Origin of the sequence: Vibrio pomeroyi (genome assembly GCF_024347595.1) — a bacterium.
In the GTDB taxonomy this organism is placed as follows: domain Bacteria; phylum Pseudomonadota; class Gammaproteobacteria; order Enterobacterales; family Vibrionaceae; genus Vibrio; species Vibrio pomeroyi.
Window position 1 is genome coordinate 792,129 of sequence record NZ_AP025506.1, and the last position, 19,853, is coordinate 811,981.

The following is a 19,853-nucleotide window of genomic DNA, read 5'->3' on the forward strand; positions in this document are numbered from 1 at the left end:
AGCTTAGCCCCAAAGTTTTTCTAGTTGGTACAGCTCACGATGCTCTTCTTGCATAACGTGAAGCATGCTTGTGCCCATATCTAGAACAACCCATTCACCTTCTTGCTGACCGTCCATACCTAGAGGCTGCATACCCGCTTTACGCACTTCATCAGCAACATGCTGTGCAATAGAAGCAACATGGCGTTTAGAGGTACCAGTACAAACAATCATGTAATCCGTCACACTTGATTTGCCTTCTACATCGATAGTTACAATCGATTCTGCTTTCATGTCGTCGGCTTTGTCTGCAAGAAAATCTTTTAGTTCTTCACGTAACACTGGGTGTTCCTTTAATCTGAATTTAGCTTTGTTTAGGGCTTGTTGACCCTAGAATATAACACGCTTTTATGCGTGGAATGGTATTGAAGCTGAAGGGATACAAAACTCTACGCTTAACTGATGAATTAGTGGCCATGGCGACTGCTCGTATTGAGTTTTTGTCATCAATTCAGCTTGAGTGAGCAACGCGAACAAGGAGTGTAATCGAGAAATCGAAACTCTTGTTAGCGCGGCGTTATAAAGCGGCTTTTTAGATTGCCAGATGCGGTGTTTTTCGAAAACCTGACCAATTGGCATCTGTTTCATTTGTTGCTGCATCTGCAATAACAGAGCAAGCTCACGTTGTATGCTACGCAGCAGAATAACAGGCTCGACACCTTCAGCCTCTAACTGTCTTAGTATCCGCTGTGCTCGATTGCCTTTACCTGCCAGTAACGCATCACTCCAATGGAACGGAGTAAAATGGTTGTGGCGACTCAGCGACTCTTCTAAGCGTACTAAAGTGAGCTTTCCATCCGGGTATTGTAGCGCCAGTTTCTCTAGGCTTTGAGTCAACGCAAAAAGGTTGCCTTCGTGCCATTGCGCAAGCATTTGAACGGCTTCAGGATCTGGAGATAAGCCAATTTGACGACAACGAGTCTGAACAAATTGAGGTAATCGACTGACATCTGGAGTTAAACAGCTGACCCAATGTCCTTGATTAGAGAGCGCTTTAAACCATTTTGCACTCTCTTGAGCTTTGGTTAGCTTAGTGCCAACCAAGATCAATAGAACATCACTATGAATATGCTCAGAAATGGCGAGCAATTCTTTTGCTATCGCCGCATTCACACCCGACTCCGGAAGCTCAAGTTCGATGACCTGACGGCTAGAGAATAGACTGAGTGCTTTAGTGCAATCGTAAACCTCATTCCAGTCGAGACTGTTATCGATCGTAAAGCGATGACGTTCTTCGAAACCTTGTTGCTTAGCTGCTTTCATGATCGCTTCTCGGCTTTCTTGTAACAGCAGAGGTTCGTTACCAAAAATCAGGTAAACGTTGCTCAGCTGTTTAGACAGTTGCTCCGATAGACGATCGGCAAAAATACGCATCAAATAAACCTATTATTCAGCAGATTCGCTGAGTTCCGTCTGCTCTTCTGAGCTTGGAGCAACCTCAACGTCTTCAACTTCAATATTTTTGATGTTGTACTGTTTTTCAAGCTCTTTAACCTGATTGTGTTCTAGTGATTCTAGGTCCATGCTGTCAGCTGCAATATTCGCTTTTAGACGAGCCATTTGACGAAGAATTTGGCTTGTTGCCAGCTTACGCATTTCATCTTCGATCATGTCGCGCTCAACCGATTTCGCGAGAGCTGTTAACGGGTTGTCTAGGTAGCTACGGGTTACGCTGGTTGAAAATGTTTTTGAGCCTAGCTCTGGGATCGTTACACGGTACGAAGCGTAGAAAGTCAGTTCAATTTCTGCCGCACGAGTATTTTGGTAAAGGGACAGAGTTCGCTCACCTACGCTTTCGCTAATGATATGAAGGTTAGGAGTGTTCTCAGCAGGTGGCACAATTTCTACATCATTCATGCGCAGTTGACCTTTCATCATACGTGTAAACGTGCTGTATTGGTCGTAACTGGTCACAGAGATCTTGTTCAGTTCTTCTGGCACTGAGTAATCACCACGTAGGTGAAAACCACAGGCACTCAATAGGCTAACGGTTAGAACAACGATAGTAACTTTCAATGAAGATAGTGAAATCAGGCGCATTATTTGATGGCTCTCATGAAGGTAGAATACTTATTTAAAGGCTTTAGTTTGTTGGCGTGGGGTTAGTCACTGAAAGTAAAGCGTTTAAATAAGTAGACAGGGTAATTAGCTACCCTGTCTACAGACTGCTTTTGATGAATTAAGTTCGTTAATTCTTTAGCAATTGCGTTGTGCTAACGAAATTAGTTAGCAACGATGTTTAGAAGCTTACCAGGCACGAAGATAACCTTACGGATCGTTAGGCCATCTAGGAACTTTTTAGCGTTCTCATCGTTTAGACCAAGTTCACGAACTTGCTCTTCGGTCGCATCAGCAGCAACGGTCAGTTTCGCACGTAGCTTACCGTTGATCATTACAACGATAGTCTTTTCGTCTTCGACTAGCGCTTTCTCATCGAAAGTTGGCCATGTTGCTGAATCTACGTTTGATTCACCAAGAGCAATCCACATTTCGTAAGAGATGTGAGGAGTCATCGGGTAAAGCATGCGAACAACAGCTTTTAGTGCTTCATCAAGGATTGCACGATCTTGTACTGATTCTTGAGGTGCTTTCGCTAGCTTGTTCATCAGCTCCATGATCGCAGCGATTGCTGTGTTGAACGTTTGGCGACGGCCGATATCGTCCGTTACTTTCGCGATAGTTTTGTGGATATCACGGCGAAGTGCTTTTTGGTCACCAGACAGAGCTGAAGCATCAACAGATTCAGCAGCACCTTTAGAAGAGTGAGCGTGAACCAGTTTCCAAACACGCTTAAGGAAGCGGTTTGCGCCTTCAACGCCAGACTCTTGCCACTCAAGTGTCATGTCTGCAGGAGAAGCAAACATCATGAATAGACGTACTGTGTCAGCACCGTACTTGTCTACCATCTCTTGTGGGTCGATACCGTTGTTTTTCGACTTAGACATCTTGATCATGCCTGAGTGTTCAACTTCGCGGCCTTGGTTGTCGACAGCTTTTTCGATACGGCCTTTACCGTCACGATCGATAGTCACGTCAGTAGGAGCAATCCACTCTTTCGTGCCTTTTTCATTCGTGTGGAAGAATGCGTCAGCTAGAACCATGCCTTGACATAGAAGCTGCTTAAACGGTTCGTCAGACGTTACGTAACCTGCATCACGTAGCAACTTATGGAAGAAACGAGAGTACAATAGGTGCATACAAGCGTGCTCGATACCACCGATGTACTGGTCTACTGGTAGCCAGTAGTTCGCTTTTTCTGGATCTAGGATGTCGTCCGCTTGTGGTGAACAGTAACGAGCGTAGTACCAAGAAGATTCCATGAACGTATCGAATGTATCTGTCTCACGTAGAGCAGGTTCGCCGTTGAATGTTGTCTCAGCCCAAGACTTGTCTGCCTTGATTGGGCTAGTCACACCATCCATTACCACGTCTTCTGGAAGAATTACTGGTAGCTGGTCTGCTGGTACTGGGTGAACTTCACCGTCTTCAGTGGTTACCATTGGGATTGGTGCACCCCAGTAACGTTGACGAGAAACGCCCCAGTCACGTAGACGGAAGTTTACTGTTTTCTTACCTTTGCCTTCAGCTTCAAGCTTCGCAGCAATTGCATCGAATGCTTCTTGGAAAGCAAGACCATCGAATTCACCAGAATCGAACAATACACCTTTCTCTGTGTAAGCTGCTTCAGACACGTCTAGCTCAGAACCGTCTTCTGGCTTGATTACTGGGATGATGTCGATGCCGTACTTAGTTGCGAATTCGTAGTCACGTTGATCGTGAGCAGGAACCGCCATTACCGCACCCGTGCCGTAATCCATAAGAACGAAGTTAGCAACAAAGACAGGAACAACACGACCGTTGAGAGGGTGGATAGCCGTTAAGCCAGTATCCATGCCTTTCTTTTCCATCGTTGCAAGCTCTGCTTCAGCAACTTTAGTGTTACGACATTCTTCAACAAATGCTGCAAGCTCAGGGTTGTTTTGAGAGGCTTTCTCTGCAAGTGGGTGACCTGCAGCAATACCAACGTAAGAAACACCCATCAGTGTGTCTGGGCGAGTTGTGTAAACTTCCAGTGGCGCTTCTTCACCGTTAACAGCGAAAGATAGCTCAACACCTTCAGAGCGGCCGATCCAGTTGCGCTGCATGGTCTTAACCATTTCAGGCCAACCTTCTAGGTTGTCTAGATCGTCTAGTAGCTCTTGAGCGTACTCAGTGATCTTAATGAACCACTGTGGGATTTTCTTTTGTTCTACTGGAGTGTCACAACGCCAGCAGCAACCGTCTTCTACTTGCTCGTTTGCAAGTACAGTTTGGTCGTTCGGACACCAGTTAACAGAAGAAGTCTTCTTGTAAACTAGGCCTTTTTCGTAAAGCTTAGTGAAGAACTCTTGCTCCCAACGGTAGTACTCAGGCGTACACGTTGCGAATTCACGGTTCCAGTCGTAACCAAAGCCTAAAAGCTTAAGCTGGTTTTTCATGTACTCGATGTTTTCGTAAGTCCATGGTGCAGGCGCTGTGTTGTTCTTAACAGCTGCGTTTTCTGCAGGTAGGCCGAATGCATCCCAACCGATTGGCTGCATTACGTTTTTGCCTTGTAGACGTTGGAAACGAGATACCACATCACCGATGGTGTAGTTACGCACGTGACCCATGTGCAGTCGGCCACTTGGGTATGGGAACATAGAAAGACAGTAGAATTTTTCTTTGTTTGGGTCTTCACTTACAACGAAAGTCTCGCTGTCATCCCAGTGTTGTTGAACCTTTTGTTCAATCTCTTGCGGGTTATATTGTTCTTGCATCGATGGTATCCGGTTATCTTGGAATTTGTGAGTTCGGTTAGAACAGAATCTTACAGATCGTCATAGAATACCTAAAGGAGCCTAGTACAACAATAGTTATACCCTTCATACTTGCAGTTGCTGCCTAGTAGATGGCGTAATTTTCACTGAATTTCGCAGGGCAACTATACTTAAGAGTATGAATTGCATTTGTTTGTGAGCGGGAGTGCATTGAGGTACATCCGTTTACTCGCTTAAAAGTTGGTTATCTTAAGGAGGTTATTATGCCGAAGAAAAAAGCACTCTATGAAGAAGTGGTTGAAGAGGTCATCGAAACGCTGAAGCATAGTCCTGAAGAGCTCAACAACAAAATCGAAACGTCAGGAAAGTTTGCGAAAGCAGCCAATGACATGACTAAAGATGAACTATCGCTGATTTCAGCTTATGTGAAATCGGACTTAAAAGAATTCTCTGAAAGTTATGAAGAGAGTAAAAGCGGCCCGTTCTACTTGATGATCGCTGATTCCATTTGGCAAGGCTTATTGGATATCACTGACCGCACCAGAGTGGAATGGGTTGAGCTGTTCCAAGATTTAGAGCATCAAGGCTTGTATCAAGCAGATGAGGTTATTGGTCTTGGTACGCTGGTATGTGATGAGTGTGGTCATCAAACCGAATATAATCACCCAACCACGATTATTCCGTGTATTAAATGTGGTTCGAAAGGATTTAGTCGTAAAGCGCTTAAACCATAAATACCGAGCGATAGCATCACCAGTTCAAAATCGTAGTAATAAAAAAGGGTTGACCGAAATTGGCCAACCCTCAAACACTTTTCGTCGAATCTAGTCTTTTCTTCTCACAAGCCAGCCAATCACCAAGCTCAACAAAGCCCAGATATACAGCGGCCAAGTACCGACCACGTGATAAGGGGTTTGACCATCTGTTGAAACAAGCTCAGCTTTTAATACTGCTGTTTCAAATTGCGGGATTTGCTTGATGATCTTGCCTTTGTGATCCGTTACTGCCGTTACACCATTGTTGGTCGAGCGAATAAGCGGCTTACCAAGCTCTAGAGCACGCATTTGTGCGATTTCCATATGTTGCAACGGGCCAATTGAACGGCCGAACCATGCATCGTTAGAGAGCGTTAAGATAAAGTCCGTTTCATCGGTCACGTTCTGTCTAACTTGATCATTAAAGATGATCTCATAGCAAAGTGCTGGTGCAAGGTGACGACCATTAGCAACGATGTTTGGTTGAACGTAATCGCCACGGCTAAACGATGACATTGGCAAATTAAAGAACGGCGCTAACGGGCGTAGGATGTCTTCAAACGGCACAAACTCACCAAATGGCAATAGGTGGTGTTTGTGGTAGCGTTCGTTTGGATCGTAGCTGTACTCGCCGTATGGATTTACCCCAAGCGACAAAATGCTGTTGTAGTACTTCTTATCTTCAGACTGATTCAATACACCCGTGATGATAGAGCTGTTGTTCATCTTGGCTGCGCTATCTAAGTTACGTAGGAAAGACGGAATCTCTACCTCAAATGCAGGAATAGCCGCTTCAGGCCAGATGATGATATCCGCATCCCAGTTTTCTCTGCTCAGATCGGTGTATTTCATCATGGTCGGCCAGCGATGGCTTGGTAGCCACTTGCTGTCTTGGTCAACGTTGCCTTGAATCAATACCACTGACGTTGTTTTGTCAGGGTTCGGTGTCACCCAGTCGATATTGCGAAGACCAAAGCCCGTGCTAAATACAACGGCAGGAATGACGGCGACACTCCAGGCTTTATTGATGATCGTATAAGCGAGCGCAGAAGCCGAGACGATAATTGTAAGAGTCACTAGCTCTACACCACCAATAGGGGCGAATGAACCTAGCGGGGAATCGATTTGGCTGTAACCTAGCCACAACCACGGGAAGCCCGTCATTACCCAGCCACGCAACCAATCACTGATTAACCATAGTGCGGGAGCGGCTAGGAAAAAGCGACTTAGGTTATTAGCAGGGAAGAACTTGTTTAAACTCCAGGTAAAAAGCCCTGAGTAAACGGCTAGATAGCCCACAAGCAGTGCCATCAAGAATAAGTTGGCTGCCAGTGGCATTCCACCAAAGCCATCAATACTGACGTATACCCAGCTGATCCCCGTTGTGAATTGGCCTAAACCCCATGCGTAACCAATCCAAAGTGCGCTTTTAGGAGAGCGGTTGTGGATCAATAACAGCAACAATGCTGGGCTGAGAATAGCAAGAGGCCATATTGAGTATGGAGCGAATGAAAGGGTTGTTATTGCGCCAACAAAAACGGCCGCAAGCGGCCGTAATAGGCGATGAATAAAAGTTTTAGTCATCTAATTTCTGTCATCTCTTTAGAGAGAAGTTGTTATTCTTCGATAGTCGGAAGAGGCTGTTCGTCAGGAATGGTTACCTGTAGCTGAATCACACGACGGTTATCTGCAGACGTAATTTTGAAATGGTAGTTTTCGATTTCTACAATTTCGCCACGAACTGGCAGGTGACCGAGTGCTGTCATCACCATACCACCCACAGTATCTACTTCATCATCACTGAAGGTCGTGTTAAACGTGTCGTTGAACTCTTCAATAGTGGTTAAAGCTTTAACAGAGAAAGTATGCTTACTCAGCTTACGAATATCTAACTCTTCTTCATCGTCGAACTCGTCTTCAATTTCACCAACGATTTCTTCGAGGATATCTTCAATGGTTACTAGGCCAGAGACACCGCCAAACTCATCGACAACGATAGACATGTGGTAACGCTCTTCTTGGAATTCCTTGAGTAGGCGATCAACACGCTTACTTTCAGGAACAACAACTACAGGGCGAATCACTTGTTCGATGTCAAATGGAGCACTGTCTGAACCCAAGTACTTAAGTAGGTCCTTCGCTAATAGAATGCCTTCAACATGGTCTTTATCTTCACTGATCACTGGGTAGCGAGAGTGTTGAGCATCAGTAATAAGCGCAATCAATGTATCTAAGTCATCGGTGCGTTCAACTGTAACCATTTGAGAGCGAGGCAGCATGATATCGCGTACTCGCATCTCTGAAATTTCCATAACACCTTCGAGCATGTCGCGTGTGTCGTGGTCAATTAGGTCATTAATTTCTGAGTCGCGGATTACATCTACGAGCTCTTGGCGGTCTTTTACCTCGCCTTGAAATAGTTGGCCTAGGCGTTCAAAGAAGGACTTTCTACTCGGACCTTCAGATTTTTTACTTCCCTCAGAAGTGGGGGGGTTACCTTCGTTCATGATTTCTCAAAAAATAACGCTATCAGAAGTGTGATAGCACACATCACAACTCAGATTCCTGAAAATAACAGGTTCGATGAGTCATTGTTTCTCTGCAAACTACTTACCTAGAATCAATTTACTTTTCTAGAATGTAAGGGTCTTCAAACCCCATAGCTTGCATGATTTCTGTCTCGAGTGACTCCATCTCTTCAGCTTCATCATCTTCGATATGATCATAACCTAGCAGATGCAGACTGCCATGTACAACCATATGAGCCCAGTGTGCTAGCAGAGGCTTATTTTGTTCTTCTGCTTCTTTTTCGACAACTTGGCGGCAAATAATGAGGTCGCCCAGAAGATCTAATTCGATTCCTGGAGGAGCTTCGAATGGGAAAGACAGCACGTTGGTTGGCTTATCTTTACCACGGTATTCATGATTGAGCTGGTGGCTTTCTTCCGTATCAACGATACGAACCGTCAACTCGGCGTTCTCTTGAAACTGAGGAATTGTCTTGTCTAACCAAAGCTGAATATCTTGCTCCGTTGGAAGACCTTGCTCATTTTCGACCGCAATTTGCAGGTCTAGTTCAATAGACATCTATTTATCACCTTGTTCTGTAATCTCAGAACTATTTTGTGTTGCTAATTGTGTCGTAACTGTTTGCTGAGCCTCAAGAAGTTTGGCTTCGCGTTCTTCACGTTTACGCTTCTCAAACTCTTTACGCTCTTTTTGGTCTTTTGCTTCCCATTTCTCGTAGGCGTTAACGATACGAGCAACAACTGGGTGACGAACGACGTCTTCAGACATGAAGAAGTTAAAGCTGATGTCATCCACTTCACTCAGCACTTCTGTTGCATGACGTAGGCCAGATTTCGCGCCACGAGGTAAATCGATTTGCGTAATATCACCTGTGATCACTGCACGCGAATTAAAACCGATACGGGTTAAGAACATTTTCATCTGCTCTACCGTGGTGTTTTGGCTCTCATCGAGAATGATGAAGGCATCATTCAGAGTGCGGCCACGCATGTAAGCCAGTGGAGCAACTTCAATCACGTTACGTTCAATCAGCTTTTCAACACGTTCAAAACCGAGCATCTCAAAAAGTGCATCATAAAGTGGACGCAAATATGGGTCGACTTTCTGGCTTAAATCACCAGGAAGGAAACCTAACTTCTCACCCGCTTCAACAGCAGGGCGAGTCAGTAGAATACGGCGAACTTCTTGGCGTTCAAGTGCATCGACTGCCGCCGCAACCGCTAAGTACGTTTTACCTGTACCAGCAGGGCCAATACCAAAGGTGATGTCATGAGTGACCATGTTCATTAGGTATTGTGCTTGGTTCGGAGTACGTGGCTTAATCACGCCTTTTTTAGTCTTAATCGTGACTTCTTTTCCGTAGTCAATTTCAGACTCGACGTGTTGCTCCAAAATGCCAGATTCAGTGACCGCTAAGTGCACTTGCTCTGGTTCAATATCGATGATGTTGCCTTTAACTGGAGCCGTTTCAACATAGAGGTGTTTGATGATGTCTAAAGCAGCAGCAGTAGTGTGAGGCTTACCAACGATTGTGAAGAAGTTGCTACGGTAATTAATCTCAACGCCAAGACGACGCTCAAGGTGCTTGATGTTGTCGTCGAATGGTCCGCATAAGCTAGCCAAGCGCTTGTTGTCTGCTGGCTCTAGATTTATCTCTAAGGTAACGATTTTATTGCTCAAATTAGCCTCTCATTTTGTGCCACTCGCTCTTAAATAAAGCAAAGAGCAAAAAGCCCGATTTAGACCGGGCTTCTGATGGTGATATCCCTATTTCTAAGATGGTCACTTAGTTAGGTAATTTCAAGCTTTGTGTTTGCGCTTTGTGCTCAAACAGTTGTATTGCCTATGGCGTAAATGTCGCTACACCTAGCTCATCTTCGCGTTTTGTGTTCGCCATCATTTGAGTCGGCGAGATCACGCTGCGAAGATCCATGTCTTTCTCAGTACGTACTACTTCACCACGTAGTGAGTTAGCAAATACTTCTGTGATTTTCACATCTACGAACTGGCCGATAAGGTCAGCAGAACCTTCAAAGTTCACTACGCGGCTGTTTTCAGTACGAGCACGCAGTTCCATTAGGTTCTTCTTCGATGGACCTTCAACCAATACGCGTTGCTCTGTACCAAGCATTAGGCGAGAGTAGCGCATTGCTTGTGTGTTCACAGTTTGCTGTAGTTCGTATAGACGATCTTTCTTCTCTTGCTCTGGCACGTCACATGGGTAATCAGCAGCAGGTGTACCCGGACGAGGAGAGAAAATAAAGCTGAAGCTCATATCGAAATCAACGTCTTTGATCAGTTTCATCGTATCTTGGAAATCTTGGTTAGATTCGCCAGGGAAACCAACGATAAAGTCAGAGCTGATTTGAATGTCAGGGCGCGCTTTACGTAGCTTACGAATAATTGACTTGTACTCAATCGCTGTGTGAGGACGCTTCATCATAGTAAGAATACGGTCACTACCACTTTGTACAGGCAAGTGAAGGAAGCTCACTAGCTCCGGTGTGTCTTCGTAAACTGCGATGATGTCATCACCAAACTCAAGCGGGTGGCTTGTTGTGAAACGAATACGGTCGATACCATCGATAGAAGCCACAAGACGAAGCAGTTCTGCGAATGAACAGATATCACCTTCGTGAGTTGGACCACGGTACGCGTTTACGTTTTGACCAAGCAGGTTAACTTCACGTACACCTTGCTCTGCAAGTTGAGCCACTTCGAACAGTACATCATCCATTGGACGGCTAACTTCTTCACCACGTGTGTATGGTACAACGCAGTAAGTACAGTATTTAGAACAACCTTCCATGATAGAAACGAATGCCGTCGCGCCTTCAGCTTTTGGCTCAGGCAGGTTATCGAATTTTTCGATCTCTGGGAAAGAGATGTCCATTACTGGCTTTTCGTTAGACAGTGATGATTTAATCATCTCTGGCAGACGGTGCAGTGTTTGTGGGCCAAAGATAACGTCTACGTAAGGTGCACGTTGACGAATGTGATCACCCTCTTGAGTCGCTACACAGCCACCCACACCGATCACCACACCTTCTTTCTTATCTTTAAGCGTTTTCCAACGACCAAGCTGGTGGAATACTTTTTCTTGTGCTTTTTCGCGGATAGAACAAGTATTCAATAGTAGTACGTCTGCTTCCTCAGGTACTTCAGTTAGCTCATAGCCATTTGCAGCGTTAAGCAGGTCGGCCATTTTTGATGAATCGTATTCATTCATCTGACAGCCCCAAGTTTTAATTAGCAGTTTCTTACTCATTTTTTGTTCGCTCGATCGTTAGTTTAATTTAAGGGAGCAAATCGCCCAGTATTCATCTGCGAGGACCATTTGTCATAATTAGGTATTCATTTTATGACTGGCTCTAGCAGCAAGCGGCGTATTGTACTGGTTTCAAAACCGACTGACTAGTAGTCTGAACAAATCTCTTATGTAGTGGTTTTTATTATCGTTAACGCCATATGCGATAAGGGGTAACCCTTTTTTCGAATAAGGTTTTTGGTTACAAGTTAGTTATGAAAAAGTACAATCAAAAACAGTCAAAGAATCAAACTGATAAGTACAAAATATGAACAGTTACGATATTGTAGTAGTCGGTGGCGGCATGGTTGGCGCAGCAACAGCTATCGGTTTTGCAAAGCAAGGTCTGAGTGTTGCGGTAATCGAAGGTTTTGCCCCACAAGCTTTTGATGAGTCACAAGCGATGGACATTCGTGTGTCAGCGATTTCTCAAGCATCGGTCGATTTGCTTGACGATCTTGGCGCATGGCAACACATAGAAGCGATGCGAGTATGTTCTTATAAGCGCTTAGAGACGTGGGAACACCCAGAATGTCGTACTCGGTTTGATGCCGCATCACTAGATTTACCTCGTTTAGGCTACATTGTTGAAAACCGACTGATTCAATTGGGCTTATGGTCTCAGTTTGATGCTTATGACAATTTGGAACTGTTGTGCCCTGAAAAGTTGGACTCTATTGAATTTGGTGAAACTAATATCGTTAAGCTTCAATCTGGTGCTGAGTTATCGGCTAAATGGGTTATTGGTGCTGATGGCGCTAACTCAGCGGTTAGACAGCAAGCTGGTATTGGTATCACTGCTTGGGACTACCGACAGCACTGCATGCTTATCAATGTGGAAACTGAACTCCCTCAACAAGATATTACTTGGCAACAATTTCTACCGAGTGGTCCTCGTTCGTTTCTTCCTCTGTGTTCTGTCGTTTTAGAAGGGAAAGAAGTCGGGCAGGGTTCATTGGTTTGGTATGACTCGCCATCTCGCATCAAGCAACTGTCGGCAATGAGCCCAGACAAGCTACGCAATGAAGTACTTGCTAACTTTCCTGCGGAACTGGGAGACATCAAAGTCCTCAACTCTGGTTCGTTCCCCCTCACTCGACGTCATGCGCAATCTTACGCTAAGAACAACTGCATTCTGATTGGCGACTCGGCCCACACGATCAACCCATTAGCAGGGCAGGGCGTAAACTTGGGTTTTAAAGATGTTGCCGCTTTATTGGATGTGACCAAAGAGAAAGGTGAGCTGAATCAATCTGTCGCAAGGCGTTATGAGGTGATGAGAAGAGGCGATAACTTGATGATGCAAAGCGGTATGGATTTCTTCTATAAAACATTCAGTAATGATATTGGCCCACTGAAATTTATGCGTAATGCTGCGCTTAAGCTTGCTGAAAATTCAGGCCCGATTAAAGCTCAAGTATTGAAATACGCTTTGGGTCTTTAGTCGAACTTTTAGACTGCTTATAAAGAGAAGGAGAGCGAATGCTCTCCTTTCTTGTATCCGATGATTACTATCGCTGTTGCGTCACACAAACAGGTGCATCTAGTTCCAAAGAGCAGCCAGTGTAAACCAGGGAGCCATCCTCAATATTTCGTTTGAATGAGGTGATGTTATTGGAGTGCTGGTTTGCGGCGATAAGCCATTGCCCGCAGTCGGTAATATGAAAATCACGAGGAAAATTACCTTCAGTACTATAGCTATCAATAAAAATAGGCATTTTGGTGGTAGGTTCGATTTTGAAACTACTGATCCTTGATTGGTGTCGGCAAGACACGTATAGGAATTGTTCATCCGGTGATAGTTTTATTGCAGCCGTTGCTTCGCCTCTCTCCATATTGGGAAGAGCATCTACCTCCTCCACAATGATCCATACACCTAGAACCTTTTCCAACATGAGTATTGTTTCAGATAGCTCACAGATCACATAGGCCTTATCTTCAACCTTATTGAAGATTAAATGACGAGGTCCATTACCAGCAGGAGCTTTTATGGATTGTATTGGTTCGTCTAGAAACTCTTCCTGTTCTTCATCGAAGCAATAGAAGTTGATTCGATCAGCGCCAAGATCGACGGTGACAAATTGTGGTGAGTTTTGTAAGAACAGACACTGATGAGCATGTGGTCCTGTTTGTCGTTCTTTGTTTGGACCAGAGCCGACCATTTTGATTGTTTTGAGTCGTTTATCGATATTGCCGTTGATACTTAAACTAAAGATATCGAATGTGCCTGATGAGTATTGCGACGTAATAGCAAACTTATGGCTAGGATCAATGGTGATATGACAAGGGTGATCGCCAGAGATAGCGCCTGAGTTATTAGTAGTCTTTGAGCTAGCATTCGCGATATGAATCAACTCTGGCTGTTTGGGTTGGTCAACTTCAGAAGCCGTGTAGATACCGAGTTGTGTCGCTACGACAAAAGATGGATTGATACATTCAGCAACGAGTTCTAACGGTGATAGCTTTCCGTTATCTAAATTTAATTGAGTCTGATACACGCCTTGGCTTTTACTTGGAGTATATGTGTAGCAACCAATCGTTAAAGGTAGGGTTTTCATAGGCAGTCATACTCAATTAGAAAATGGAGCAGACATTGTCTTATAAAAAAGTCATGAAGTGATTAGGTAGGAAAAAATACTTGGTGACCTGGATAGCAGATTTACATATTCCAGATAAAACAAAACCCAGCTAAAAAGCTGGGTTTCATTCAATGATGGTGCGGTCGGAGAGACTTGAACTCTCACACCTCTCGGCGCCAGAACCTAAATCTGGTGCGTCTACCAATTCCGCCACGACCGCAGCAAATCTTTATAGTCATACTGAATATTGGTGATTCAATAAGACGTTGTGCTCTTTGCTTTTGCAAGGAGTTATAAATAGTGGCTGGGCTACCTGGATTCGAACCAGGGAATGCCGGCATCAAAAGCCGGTGCCTTACCGCTTGGCGATAGCCCAACAATGAATGGTCATCTATTAAAAGAAACACATTCTAAATAATGGTGCGGTCGGAGAGACTTGAACTCTCACACCTCTCGGCGCCAGAACCTAAATCTGGTGCGTCTACCAATTCCGCCACGACCGCAGCAAATCTTTATAGTCATATCGAATATTGGTGATTCAATATAACGTTGTGCTCTTTGCTTTTGCAAGGAGTTATAAATAGTGGCTGGGCTACCTGGATTCGAACCAGGGAATGCCGGCATCAAAAGCCGGTGCCTTACCGCTTGGCGATAGCCCAACAATGAATGGTCATCTATTAAAAGAAACACATTCTAAATAATGGTGCGGTCGGAGAGACTTGAACTCTCACACCTCTCGGCGCCAGAACCTAAATCTGGTGCGTCTACCAATTCCGCCACGACCGCAGCAAATCTTTATAGTCATACTGAATATTGGTGATTCAATAAGACGTTGTGCTCTTTGCTTTTGCAAGGAGTTATAAATAGTGGCTGGGCTACCTGGATTCGAACCAGGGAATGCCGGCATCAAAAGCCGGTGCCTTACCGCTTGGCGATAGCCCAACAATGAATGGTCATCTACTAAAAGAAACACATTCCAAATAATGGTGCGGTCGGAGAGACTTGAACTCTCACACCTCTCGGCGCCAGAACCTAAATCTGGTGCGTCTACCAATTCCGCCACGACCGCAGCAAATCTTTATAGTCATATCGAATATTGGTGATTCAATAAGACGTTGTATAAATGGTGGCTACTGCGGGATTTGAACCTGCGACCCCATCATTATGAGTGATGTGCTCTAACCAACTGAGCTAAGTAGCCAATAATAAATCTAATAGATTCACTATTTGTTCTCTAATGAAAGAGAAATAATGGTGCGGTCGGAGAGACTTGAACTCTCACACCTCTCGGCGCCAGAACCTAAATCTGGTGCGTCTACCAATTCCGCCACGACCGCAGCAAATCTTTATAGTCATACTGAATATTGGTGATTCAATAAGACGTTGTGCTCTTTGCTTTTGCAAGGAGTTATAAATAGTGGCTGGGCTACCTGGATTCGAACCAGGGAATGCCGGCATCAAAAGCCGGTGCCTTACCGCTTGGCGATAGCCCAACAATGAATGGTCATCTACTAAAAGAAACGCATTCTAAATAATGGTGCGGTCGGAGAGACTTGAACTCTCACACCTCTCGGCGCCAGAACCTAAATCTGGTGCGTCTACCAATTCCGCCACGACCGCAGCAAATCTTTGTAGTCATATCGAATATTGGTGATTCAATAAGACGTTGTATAAGTGGTGGCTACTGCGGGATTTGAACCTGCGACCCCATCATTATGAGTGATGTGCTCTAACCAACTGAGCTAAGTAGCCAATAATAAATCTAATAGATTCACTATTTGTTCTCTAATGAAAGAGAAATAATGGTGCGGTCGGAGAGACTTGAACTCTCACACCTCTCGGCGCCAGAACCTAAATCTGGTGCGTCTACCAATTCCGCCACGACCGCAGCAAAGCTTTTACTCTAGCGAAGAGTATAGTTAAGAAGACTTATGGTTTGTCTAAGTAACGTTGTATGTGGCTGGGCTACCTGGATTCGAACCAGGGAATGCCGGCATCAAAAGCCGGTGCCTTACCGCTTGGCGATAGCCCAACAATGAATGGTCATCTACTAAAAGAAACACATTCCAAATAATGGTGCGGTCGGAGAGACTTGAACTCTCACACCTCTCGGCGCCAGAACCTAAATCTGGTGCGTCTACCAATTCCGCCACGACCGCAGCAAATCTTTTAGTCATACTGAATATTGGTGATTCAATACAACATTGTCTTTTCTTTCTCGAAGAAAGAATGGTGGCTACTGCGGGATTTGAACCTGCGACCCCATCATTATGAGTGATGTGCTCTAACCAACTGAGCTAAGTAGCCATCTGAGAGCGAGACAATATAATATAATCTTGCTTTCAATGCCATTATCTTTTTAAAGATAATTACACTTTAAATTGTGGCTGGGCTACCTGGATTCGAACCAGGGAATGCCGGCATCAAAAGCCGGTGCCTTACCGCTTGGCGATAGCCCAATAATGATGTCTTGAAGACATCTCAATATGGTGCGGTCGGAGAGACTTGAACTCTCACACCTCTCGGCGCCAGAACCTAAATCTGGTGCGTCTACCAATTCCGCCACGACCGCGTTATTTCCTAAAAACTCTTTGTTACTAAAGACAAACTTTAATATCAAATAGAGTGCTTAGGAAATGGTGGCTACTGCGGGATTTGAACCTGCGACCCCATCATTATGAGTGATGTGCTCTAACCAACTGAGCTAAGTAGCCATTTCCATATTGTCGTTCATTTTGAAACGTTGCCGCTTCGCTGTGAACGGGGCGCATTATGCGGAGTTGAGTGAAACCCGTCAACTTTTTTTTTGAATAAATCGCGAATAAACATCTGTTCGGTTTCTTTTTAGGCAAAGAGGCGTATTTGTCGGCAAAAAACAGGTCAAAAAGGCGATATATATAGGAAGTTAACTTTCTGATGCAGGACTATTTCGAAAGGGTAAAAACAAAAAGGCCAGTGAATTCACTGGCCTTTTATTTGATATTAAATCAACAATTATACGTTGAAACGGAAGTGAACAACGTCGCCATCTTTTACGATGTATTCTTTGCCTTCAAGACGCCATTTACCTGCATCTTTTGCACCGCTCTCACCGTTAAATTCGATGAAGTGATCAAAACCAACAACTTCAGCTCGGATGAAGCCTTTTTCGAAGTCAGTGTGGATCTTACCAGCAGCTTGTGGCGCTGTTGCACCTACAGGAATTGTCCATGCGCGAACTTCTTTAACGCCAGCTGTGAAGTAAGTTTGAAGAGTCAGTAGTTCGTAACCAGAGCGGATCACTCGGTTAAGACCTGGTTCTTCGATACCCATGTCTGCTAGGAACTCTTCGCGATCTTCGTCATCCAGCTCAGAAAGCTCAGATTCGATAGCCGCACAAACAGCAACAACAACGTTGTTTTCTTTTTCTGCGTATTCACGAACAGCGTCTAGGTAAGGGTTGTTTTCAAAACCATCTTCAGCAACGTTTGCGATGTACATTGTTGGTTTCAGCGTTAGGAAGTTCAGGTAGCCGATTGCTGCCGCTTCTTCTTTGCCTAGTTCAACAGTACGCGCCATACCGCCTTCAGTAAGAACTGGTAGTAGCTTTTCTAGTACAGTGATTTCGAACTTAGCGTCTTTGTCGCCGCCTTTTGCTTTCTTAGCGTTACGTTGAATTGCACGCTCACAGCTGTCTAAGTCAGCCAGTGCAAGTTCAAGGTTGATCACTTCGATATCTTCGATTGGAGATACTTTGCCAGAAACGTGAACGATGTTTTCATTTTCAAAGCAGCGTACAACGTGACCGATAGCGTCAGTTTCACGGATGTTAGCTAGGAATTTGTTACCAAGACCTTCACCTTTAGATGCGCCAGCAACTAGGCCTGCGATATCTACGAATTCCATTGTTGTTGGAAGGATCTTCTGTGGATTAACAATTTTTGCTAATGCATCTAAGCGTAGATCTGGAACCGGAACGATACCTGTGTTTGGTTCGATCGTACAAAATGGAAAGTTTGCTGCTTCGATGCCTGCTTTAGTCAGTGCGTTAAACAGAGTTGACTTACCAACGTTTGGTAGACCAACGATGCCACATTTAAAACCCATGATATAAACCTTATTCTGCTTTGAACGTATGTAAGCGATTTTGTGCTTTTGGTAGGCCATCTTTTAATAAGATGTCTAGGCTGCGAACCGATTCGTCAACGACGGCCTCGATACACTCTTGCTCTTTTTGTGGAGCTTTGCCTAATACATAACCTGCAACTTTATCTTTGTGTCCTGGATGGCCAATGCCTAATCTAAGACGATAGAATTCTTTATTGTTACCCTGTTTGCTGATGATGTCTTTCAGACCGTTGTGTCCGCCGTGACCACCACCTTTTTTAAACTTTCCAATACCAGGAGGAAGGTCTAACTCATCATGAGCAACCATGATCTCTTCAGGTTTAATTTGGTAGAACTTTGCCAAAGCTGCAACTGCTTTGCCTGACAAGTTCATAAAAGTCGTTGGGATCAGCAAACGAAGATCTTCACCATGAACCATGATACGACCCGTAAGGCCAAAGAACTTTGGTTCGTTCTTCAGTGTCACGTTGTGTACACGTGCTAATTCTTCAACTACCCAAGCACCCGCATTGTGGCGAGTTTTGGCGTATTCTGGACCTGGATTAGCCAGTCCAACGAGAAGTTTTATTTGTTGGCTCAAGGTATGGATCTCTCTTGGGATTTCAAAAAGCGCCGTATGATATCACAGTTTATGAAAAAGGTGCGAGCTAGCTGATAGCACCATGATTATTCCAGGATGTGATAAACAACGGTCACTAGACATAAAAAAAGCACTTCATCAAATGAAGTGCTTAATTTCTTTCTCTAACGAGTTTCTAAAACAAAGCTAAATAGCCTTGATTAGTTGAACATCGCTGAGATTGATTCTTCGTTGCTGATACGACGAATCGCTTCAGCAAGCATGCGAGAAAGGCTAAGTGTTGTTACTTTACCTGTCGCAGCCATCTCAGGAGATAGAGAGATAGAATCCGTTACGATAACTTGGTCTAGAACAGAGTTCTTGATGTTGTTCGCAGCAGTACCAGAGAAAACAGCGTGAGTTGCGTAAGCGAATACACGTTTAGCACCGCGCTCTTTAAGCGCTTCAGCTGCTTTACATAGTGTGCCACCCGTATCGATCATGTCATCAACGATCACACAGTCACGGCCTTCAACATCACCGATTAGGTTCATTACTTCAGAAACGTTAGCACGTGGACGACGCTTATCAACGATAGCGATGTCAACATCACCTAGCGCTTTAGCAGTAGCACGAGCACGTACAACACCGCCAAGGTCTGGAGAAACCACTACTGGGTTTTCTAAGCCACGGTTCGCCATGTCTTCTAGAAGAACTGGAGTGCCGAAGATGTTATCAACAGGTACATCGAAGAAGCCTTGGATTTGCTCTGCGTGTAGGTCGATAGTAAGAACGCGGTCAACGCCAACGTTAGAAAGGAAATCTGCAACAACTTTTGCAGTAATTGGCACACGAGCAGAACGTACACGACGATCTTGACGGGCATAACCGAAGTAAGGGATTACAGCAGTAATACGGCCAGCAGAAGCACGGCGCATTGCGTCAATCATTACCACCAATTCCATTAGGTTGTCATTGGTTGGTGCACAAGTTGATTGAATCAGGAATACATCGCTACCACGAACGTTTTCATTGATTTGAACAGCGACTTCGCCATCAGAAAAACGGTCTACAGTAGCATCGCCAAGAGAGATGTATAGACGATCAGCAATACGTTGGGCTAGTTCAGGTGTTGCGTTACCAGCAAATAGCTTCATATCAGGCACGGTGGAAACCTCG

15 protein-coding genes and 19 tRNA genes are annotated in these 19,853 nt (G+C 44.6%); 2 read left to right on the forward strand and 32 right to left on the reverse strand.

Annotation, left to right across the window (positions count from 1 at the left end):
- Positions 1-3: 3 nt before the first annotated feature.
- The 4 genes from rsfS to leuS form a co-directional block, all read right to left on the reverse strand.
- Positions 4-321 carry a ribosome silencing factor gene (gene rsfS, locus OCV12_RS03455; RefSeq protein ID WP_004735247.1) on the reverse strand — a complete coding sequence of 106 codons (318 nt, stop codon included), beginning with the start codon at positions 319-321 and terminating at the stop codon, positions 4-6.
- Positions 322-387: 66 nt separating this feature from the next.
- On the reverse strand, positions 388-1,413 hold the full coding sequence (gene holA / locus OCV12_RS03460) for a DNA polymerase III subunit delta (protein ID WP_261885359.1): 1,026 nt from the start codon (positions 1,411-1,413) through the stop codon (positions 388-390).
- 12 nt (positions 1,414-1,425) lie between these two features.
- Complete coding sequence (locus tag OCV12_RS03465) at positions 1,426-2,079, reverse strand: LPS-assembly lipoprotein LptE (protein WP_261885360.1); 654 nt, start codon at positions 2,077-2,079, stop codon at positions 1,426-1,428.
- A gap of 182 nt (positions 2,080-2,261) precedes the next feature.
- Complete coding sequence (leuS, locus tag OCV12_RS03470; protein WP_261885361.1) at positions 2,262-4,838, reverse strand: leucine--tRNA ligase; 2,577 nt, start codon at positions 4,836-4,838, stop codon at positions 2,262-2,264.
- A gap of 263 nt (positions 4,839-5,101) precedes the next feature.
- Here leuS and OCV12_RS03475 point away from each other — a divergent pair, with 263 nt between their 5' ends.
- Positions 5,102-5,572, forward strand: coding sequence for a zinc ribbon-containing protein (locus OCV12_RS03475; RefSeq protein WP_261885362.1), 471 nt, complete (start codon positions 5,102-5,104; stop codon positions 5,570-5,572).
- Between the two features lie 90 nt (positions 5,573-5,662).
- On the opposite strand, the gene lnt is transcribed toward OCV12_RS03475, so the two are convergent.
- The 5 genes from lnt to miaB form a co-directional block, all read right to left on the reverse strand.
- The gene (gene lnt / locus OCV12_RS03480; protein ID WP_261885363.1) at positions 5,663-7,177 is read right to left on the reverse strand and encodes an apolipoprotein N-acyltransferase; all 1,515 of its coding nucleotides are present in this window, start codon (positions 7,175-7,177) and stop codon (positions 5,663-5,665) included.
- Positions 7,178-7,209: 32 nt separating this feature from the next.
- Positions 7,210-8,100, reverse strand: coding sequence for a CNNM family magnesium/cobalt transport protein CorC (corC, locus tag OCV12_RS03485; RefSeq protein WP_239828506.1), 891 nt, complete (start codon positions 8,098-8,100; stop codon positions 7,210-7,212).
- Positions 8,101-8,218: 118 nt separating this feature from the next.
- Positions 8,219-8,680, reverse strand: coding sequence for an rRNA maturation RNase YbeY (ybeY, locus tag OCV12_RS03490; RefSeq protein ID WP_017631906.1), 462 nt, complete (start codon positions 8,678-8,680; stop codon positions 8,219-8,221).
- Positions 8,681-9,802: a PhoH family protein gene (locus tag OCV12_RS03495; protein WP_017631905.1), complete on the reverse strand. Its 1,122-nt coding sequence runs from the start codon at positions 9,800-9,802 to the stop codon at positions 8,681-8,683.
- Positions 9,803-9,965: 163 nt separating this feature from the next.
- Positions 9,966-11,390: a tRNA (N6-isopentenyl adenosine(37)-C2)-methylthiotransferase MiaB gene (gene miaB, locus OCV12_RS03500; protein ID WP_261885364.1), complete on the reverse strand. Its 1,425-nt coding sequence runs from the start codon at positions 11,388-11,390 to the stop codon at positions 9,966-9,968.
- Between the two features lie 307 nt (positions 11,391-11,697).
- Here miaB and OCV12_RS03505 point away from each other — a divergent pair, with 307 nt between their 5' ends.
- The gene (locus OCV12_RS03505) at positions 11,698-12,873 is read left to right on the forward strand and encodes a 2-octaprenyl-3-methyl-6-methoxy-1,4-benzoquinol hydroxylase (protein ID WP_261885365.1); all 1,176 of its coding nucleotides are present in this window, start codon (positions 11,698-11,700) and stop codon (positions 12,871-12,873) included.
- 67 nt (positions 12,874-12,940) lie between these two features.
- Here OCV12_RS03505 and OCV12_RS03510 read toward each other — a convergent pair whose 3' ends face one another.
- The 23 genes from OCV12_RS03510 to OCV12_RS03620 all read right to left on the reverse strand — a co-directional run bounded on the left by OCV12_RS03510 (position 12,941) and on the right by OCV12_RS03620 (position 19,840).
- Positions 12,941-13,987, reverse strand: coding sequence for a lactonase family protein (locus OCV12_RS03510; protein ID WP_261885366.1), 1,047 nt, complete (start codon positions 13,985-13,987; stop codon positions 12,941-12,943).
- 156 nt (positions 13,988-14,143) lie between these two features.
- Positions 14,144-14,228: transfer RNA gene (locus OCV12_RS03515), tRNA-Leu, on the reverse strand.
- 81 nt (positions 14,229-14,309) lie between these two features.
- Positions 14,310-14,384 (reverse strand) — tRNA-Gln (locus tag OCV12_RS03520).
- Positions 14,385-14,426: 42 nt separating this feature from the next.
- Positions 14,427-14,511 (reverse strand) — tRNA-Leu (locus OCV12_RS03525).
- 81 nt (positions 14,512-14,592) lie between these two features.
- Positions 14,593-14,667: transfer RNA gene (locus tag OCV12_RS03530), tRNA-Gln, on the reverse strand.
- 42 nt (positions 14,668-14,709) lie between these two features.
- Positions 14,710-14,794: transfer RNA gene (locus OCV12_RS03535), tRNA-Leu, on the reverse strand.
- An 81-nt stretch (positions 14,795-14,875) separates the two neighbouring features.
- Positions 14,876-14,950, reverse strand: a tRNA-Gln gene (locus OCV12_RS03540).
- A 42-nt stretch (positions 14,951-14,992) separates the two neighbouring features.
- Positions 14,993-15,077 (reverse strand) — tRNA-Leu (locus tag OCV12_RS03545).
- 55 nt (positions 15,078-15,132) lie between these two features.
- Positions 15,133-15,209 (reverse strand) — tRNA-Met (locus OCV12_RS03550).
- Between the two features lie 51 nt (positions 15,210-15,260).
- Positions 15,261-15,345 (reverse strand) — tRNA-Leu (locus OCV12_RS03555).
- A gap of 81 nt (positions 15,346-15,426) precedes the next feature.
- Positions 15,427-15,501: transfer RNA gene (locus tag OCV12_RS03560), tRNA-Gln, on the reverse strand.
- Between the two features lie 42 nt (positions 15,502-15,543).
- Positions 15,544-15,628 (reverse strand) — tRNA-Leu (locus OCV12_RS03565).
- A gap of 55 nt (positions 15,629-15,683) precedes the next feature.
- Positions 15,684-15,760, reverse strand: a tRNA-Met gene (locus tag OCV12_RS03570).
- A 51-nt stretch (positions 15,761-15,811) separates the two neighbouring features.
- Positions 15,812-15,896 (reverse strand) — tRNA-Leu (locus tag OCV12_RS03575).
- A 69-nt stretch (positions 15,897-15,965) separates the two neighbouring features.
- Positions 15,966-16,040, reverse strand: a tRNA-Gln gene (locus OCV12_RS03580).
- 42 nt (positions 16,041-16,082) lie between these two features.
- Positions 16,083-16,167 (reverse strand) — tRNA-Leu (locus tag OCV12_RS03585).
- A 71-nt stretch (positions 16,168-16,238) separates the two neighbouring features.
- Positions 16,239-16,315: transfer RNA gene (locus tag OCV12_RS03590), tRNA-Met, on the reverse strand.
- Between the two features lie 77 nt (positions 16,316-16,392).
- Positions 16,393-16,467 (reverse strand) — tRNA-Gln (locus OCV12_RS03595).
- 28 nt (positions 16,468-16,495) lie between these two features.
- Positions 16,496-16,580: transfer RNA gene (locus OCV12_RS03600), tRNA-Leu, on the reverse strand.
- Positions 16,581-16,645: 65 nt separating this feature from the next.
- A tRNA-Met gene (locus OCV12_RS03605) sits at positions 16,646-16,722 on the reverse strand.
- 280 nt (positions 16,723-17,002) lie between these two features.
- Positions 17,003-18,094, reverse strand: coding sequence for a redox-regulated ATPase YchF (gene ychF, locus OCV12_RS03610; RefSeq protein WP_017632894.1), 1,092 nt, complete (start codon positions 18,092-18,094; stop codon positions 17,003-17,005).
- Between the two features lie 10 nt (positions 18,095-18,104).
- Complete coding sequence (gene pth / locus OCV12_RS03615; RefSeq protein WP_004739815.1) at positions 18,105-18,695, reverse strand: aminoacyl-tRNA hydrolase; 591 nt, start codon at positions 18,693-18,695, stop codon at positions 18,105-18,107.
- Positions 18,696-18,895: 200 nt separating this feature from the next.
- Positions 18,896-19,840: a ribose-phosphate pyrophosphokinase gene (locus tag OCV12_RS03620; protein ID WP_004739814.1), complete on the reverse strand. Its 945-nt coding sequence runs from the start codon at positions 19,838-19,840 to the stop codon at positions 18,896-18,898.
- Between the last annotated feature and the right edge of the window lie 13 nt (positions 19,841-19,853).

Bases quoted from the DNA above. Each gene is read 5' to 3' on its own strand.
- holA (WP_261885359.1), bottom strand. From the start codon at position 1,413: ATGCGTATTTTTGCCGATCGTCTATCGGAGCAACTGTCTAAACAGCTG.
- ychF (WP_017632894.1), bottom strand. From the start codon at position 18,094: ATGGGTTTTAAATGTGGCATCGTTGGTCTACCAAACGTTGGTAAGTCA.
- leuS (WP_261885361.1), bottom strand. From the start codon at position 4,838: ATGCAAGAACAATATAACCCGCAAGAGATTGAACAAAAGGTTCAACAA.
- corC (WP_239828506.1), bottom strand. From the start codon at position 8,100: ATGAACGAAGGTAACCCCCCCACTTCTGAGGGAAGTAAAAAATCTGAA.
- OCV12_RS03510 (WP_261885366.1), bottom strand. From the start codon at position 13,987: ATGAAAACCCTACCTTTAACGATTGGTTGCTACACATATACTCCAAGT.
- ybeY (WP_017631906.1), bottom strand. From the start codon at position 8,680: ATGTCTATTGAACTAGACCTGCAAATTGCGGTCGAAAATGAGCAAGGT.
- lnt (WP_261885363.1), bottom strand. From the start codon at position 7,177: ATGACTAAAACTTTTATTCATCGCCTATTACGGCCGCTTGCGGCCGTT.
- OCV12_RS03505 (WP_261885365.1), top strand. From the start codon at position 11,698: ATGAACAGTTACGATATTGTAGTAGTCGGTGGCGGCATGGTTGGCGCA.
- OCV12_RS03475 (WP_261885362.1), top strand. From the start codon at position 5,102: ATGCCGAAGAAAAAAGCACTCTATGAAGAAGTGGTTGAAGAGGTCATC.
- miaB (WP_261885364.1), bottom strand. From the start codon at position 11,390: ATGAGTAAGAAACTGCTAATTAAAACTTGGGGCTGTCAGATGAATGAA.
- OCV12_RS03465 (WP_261885360.1), bottom strand. From the start codon at position 2,079: ATGCGCCTGATTTCACTATCTTCATTGAAAGTTACTATCGTTGTTCTA.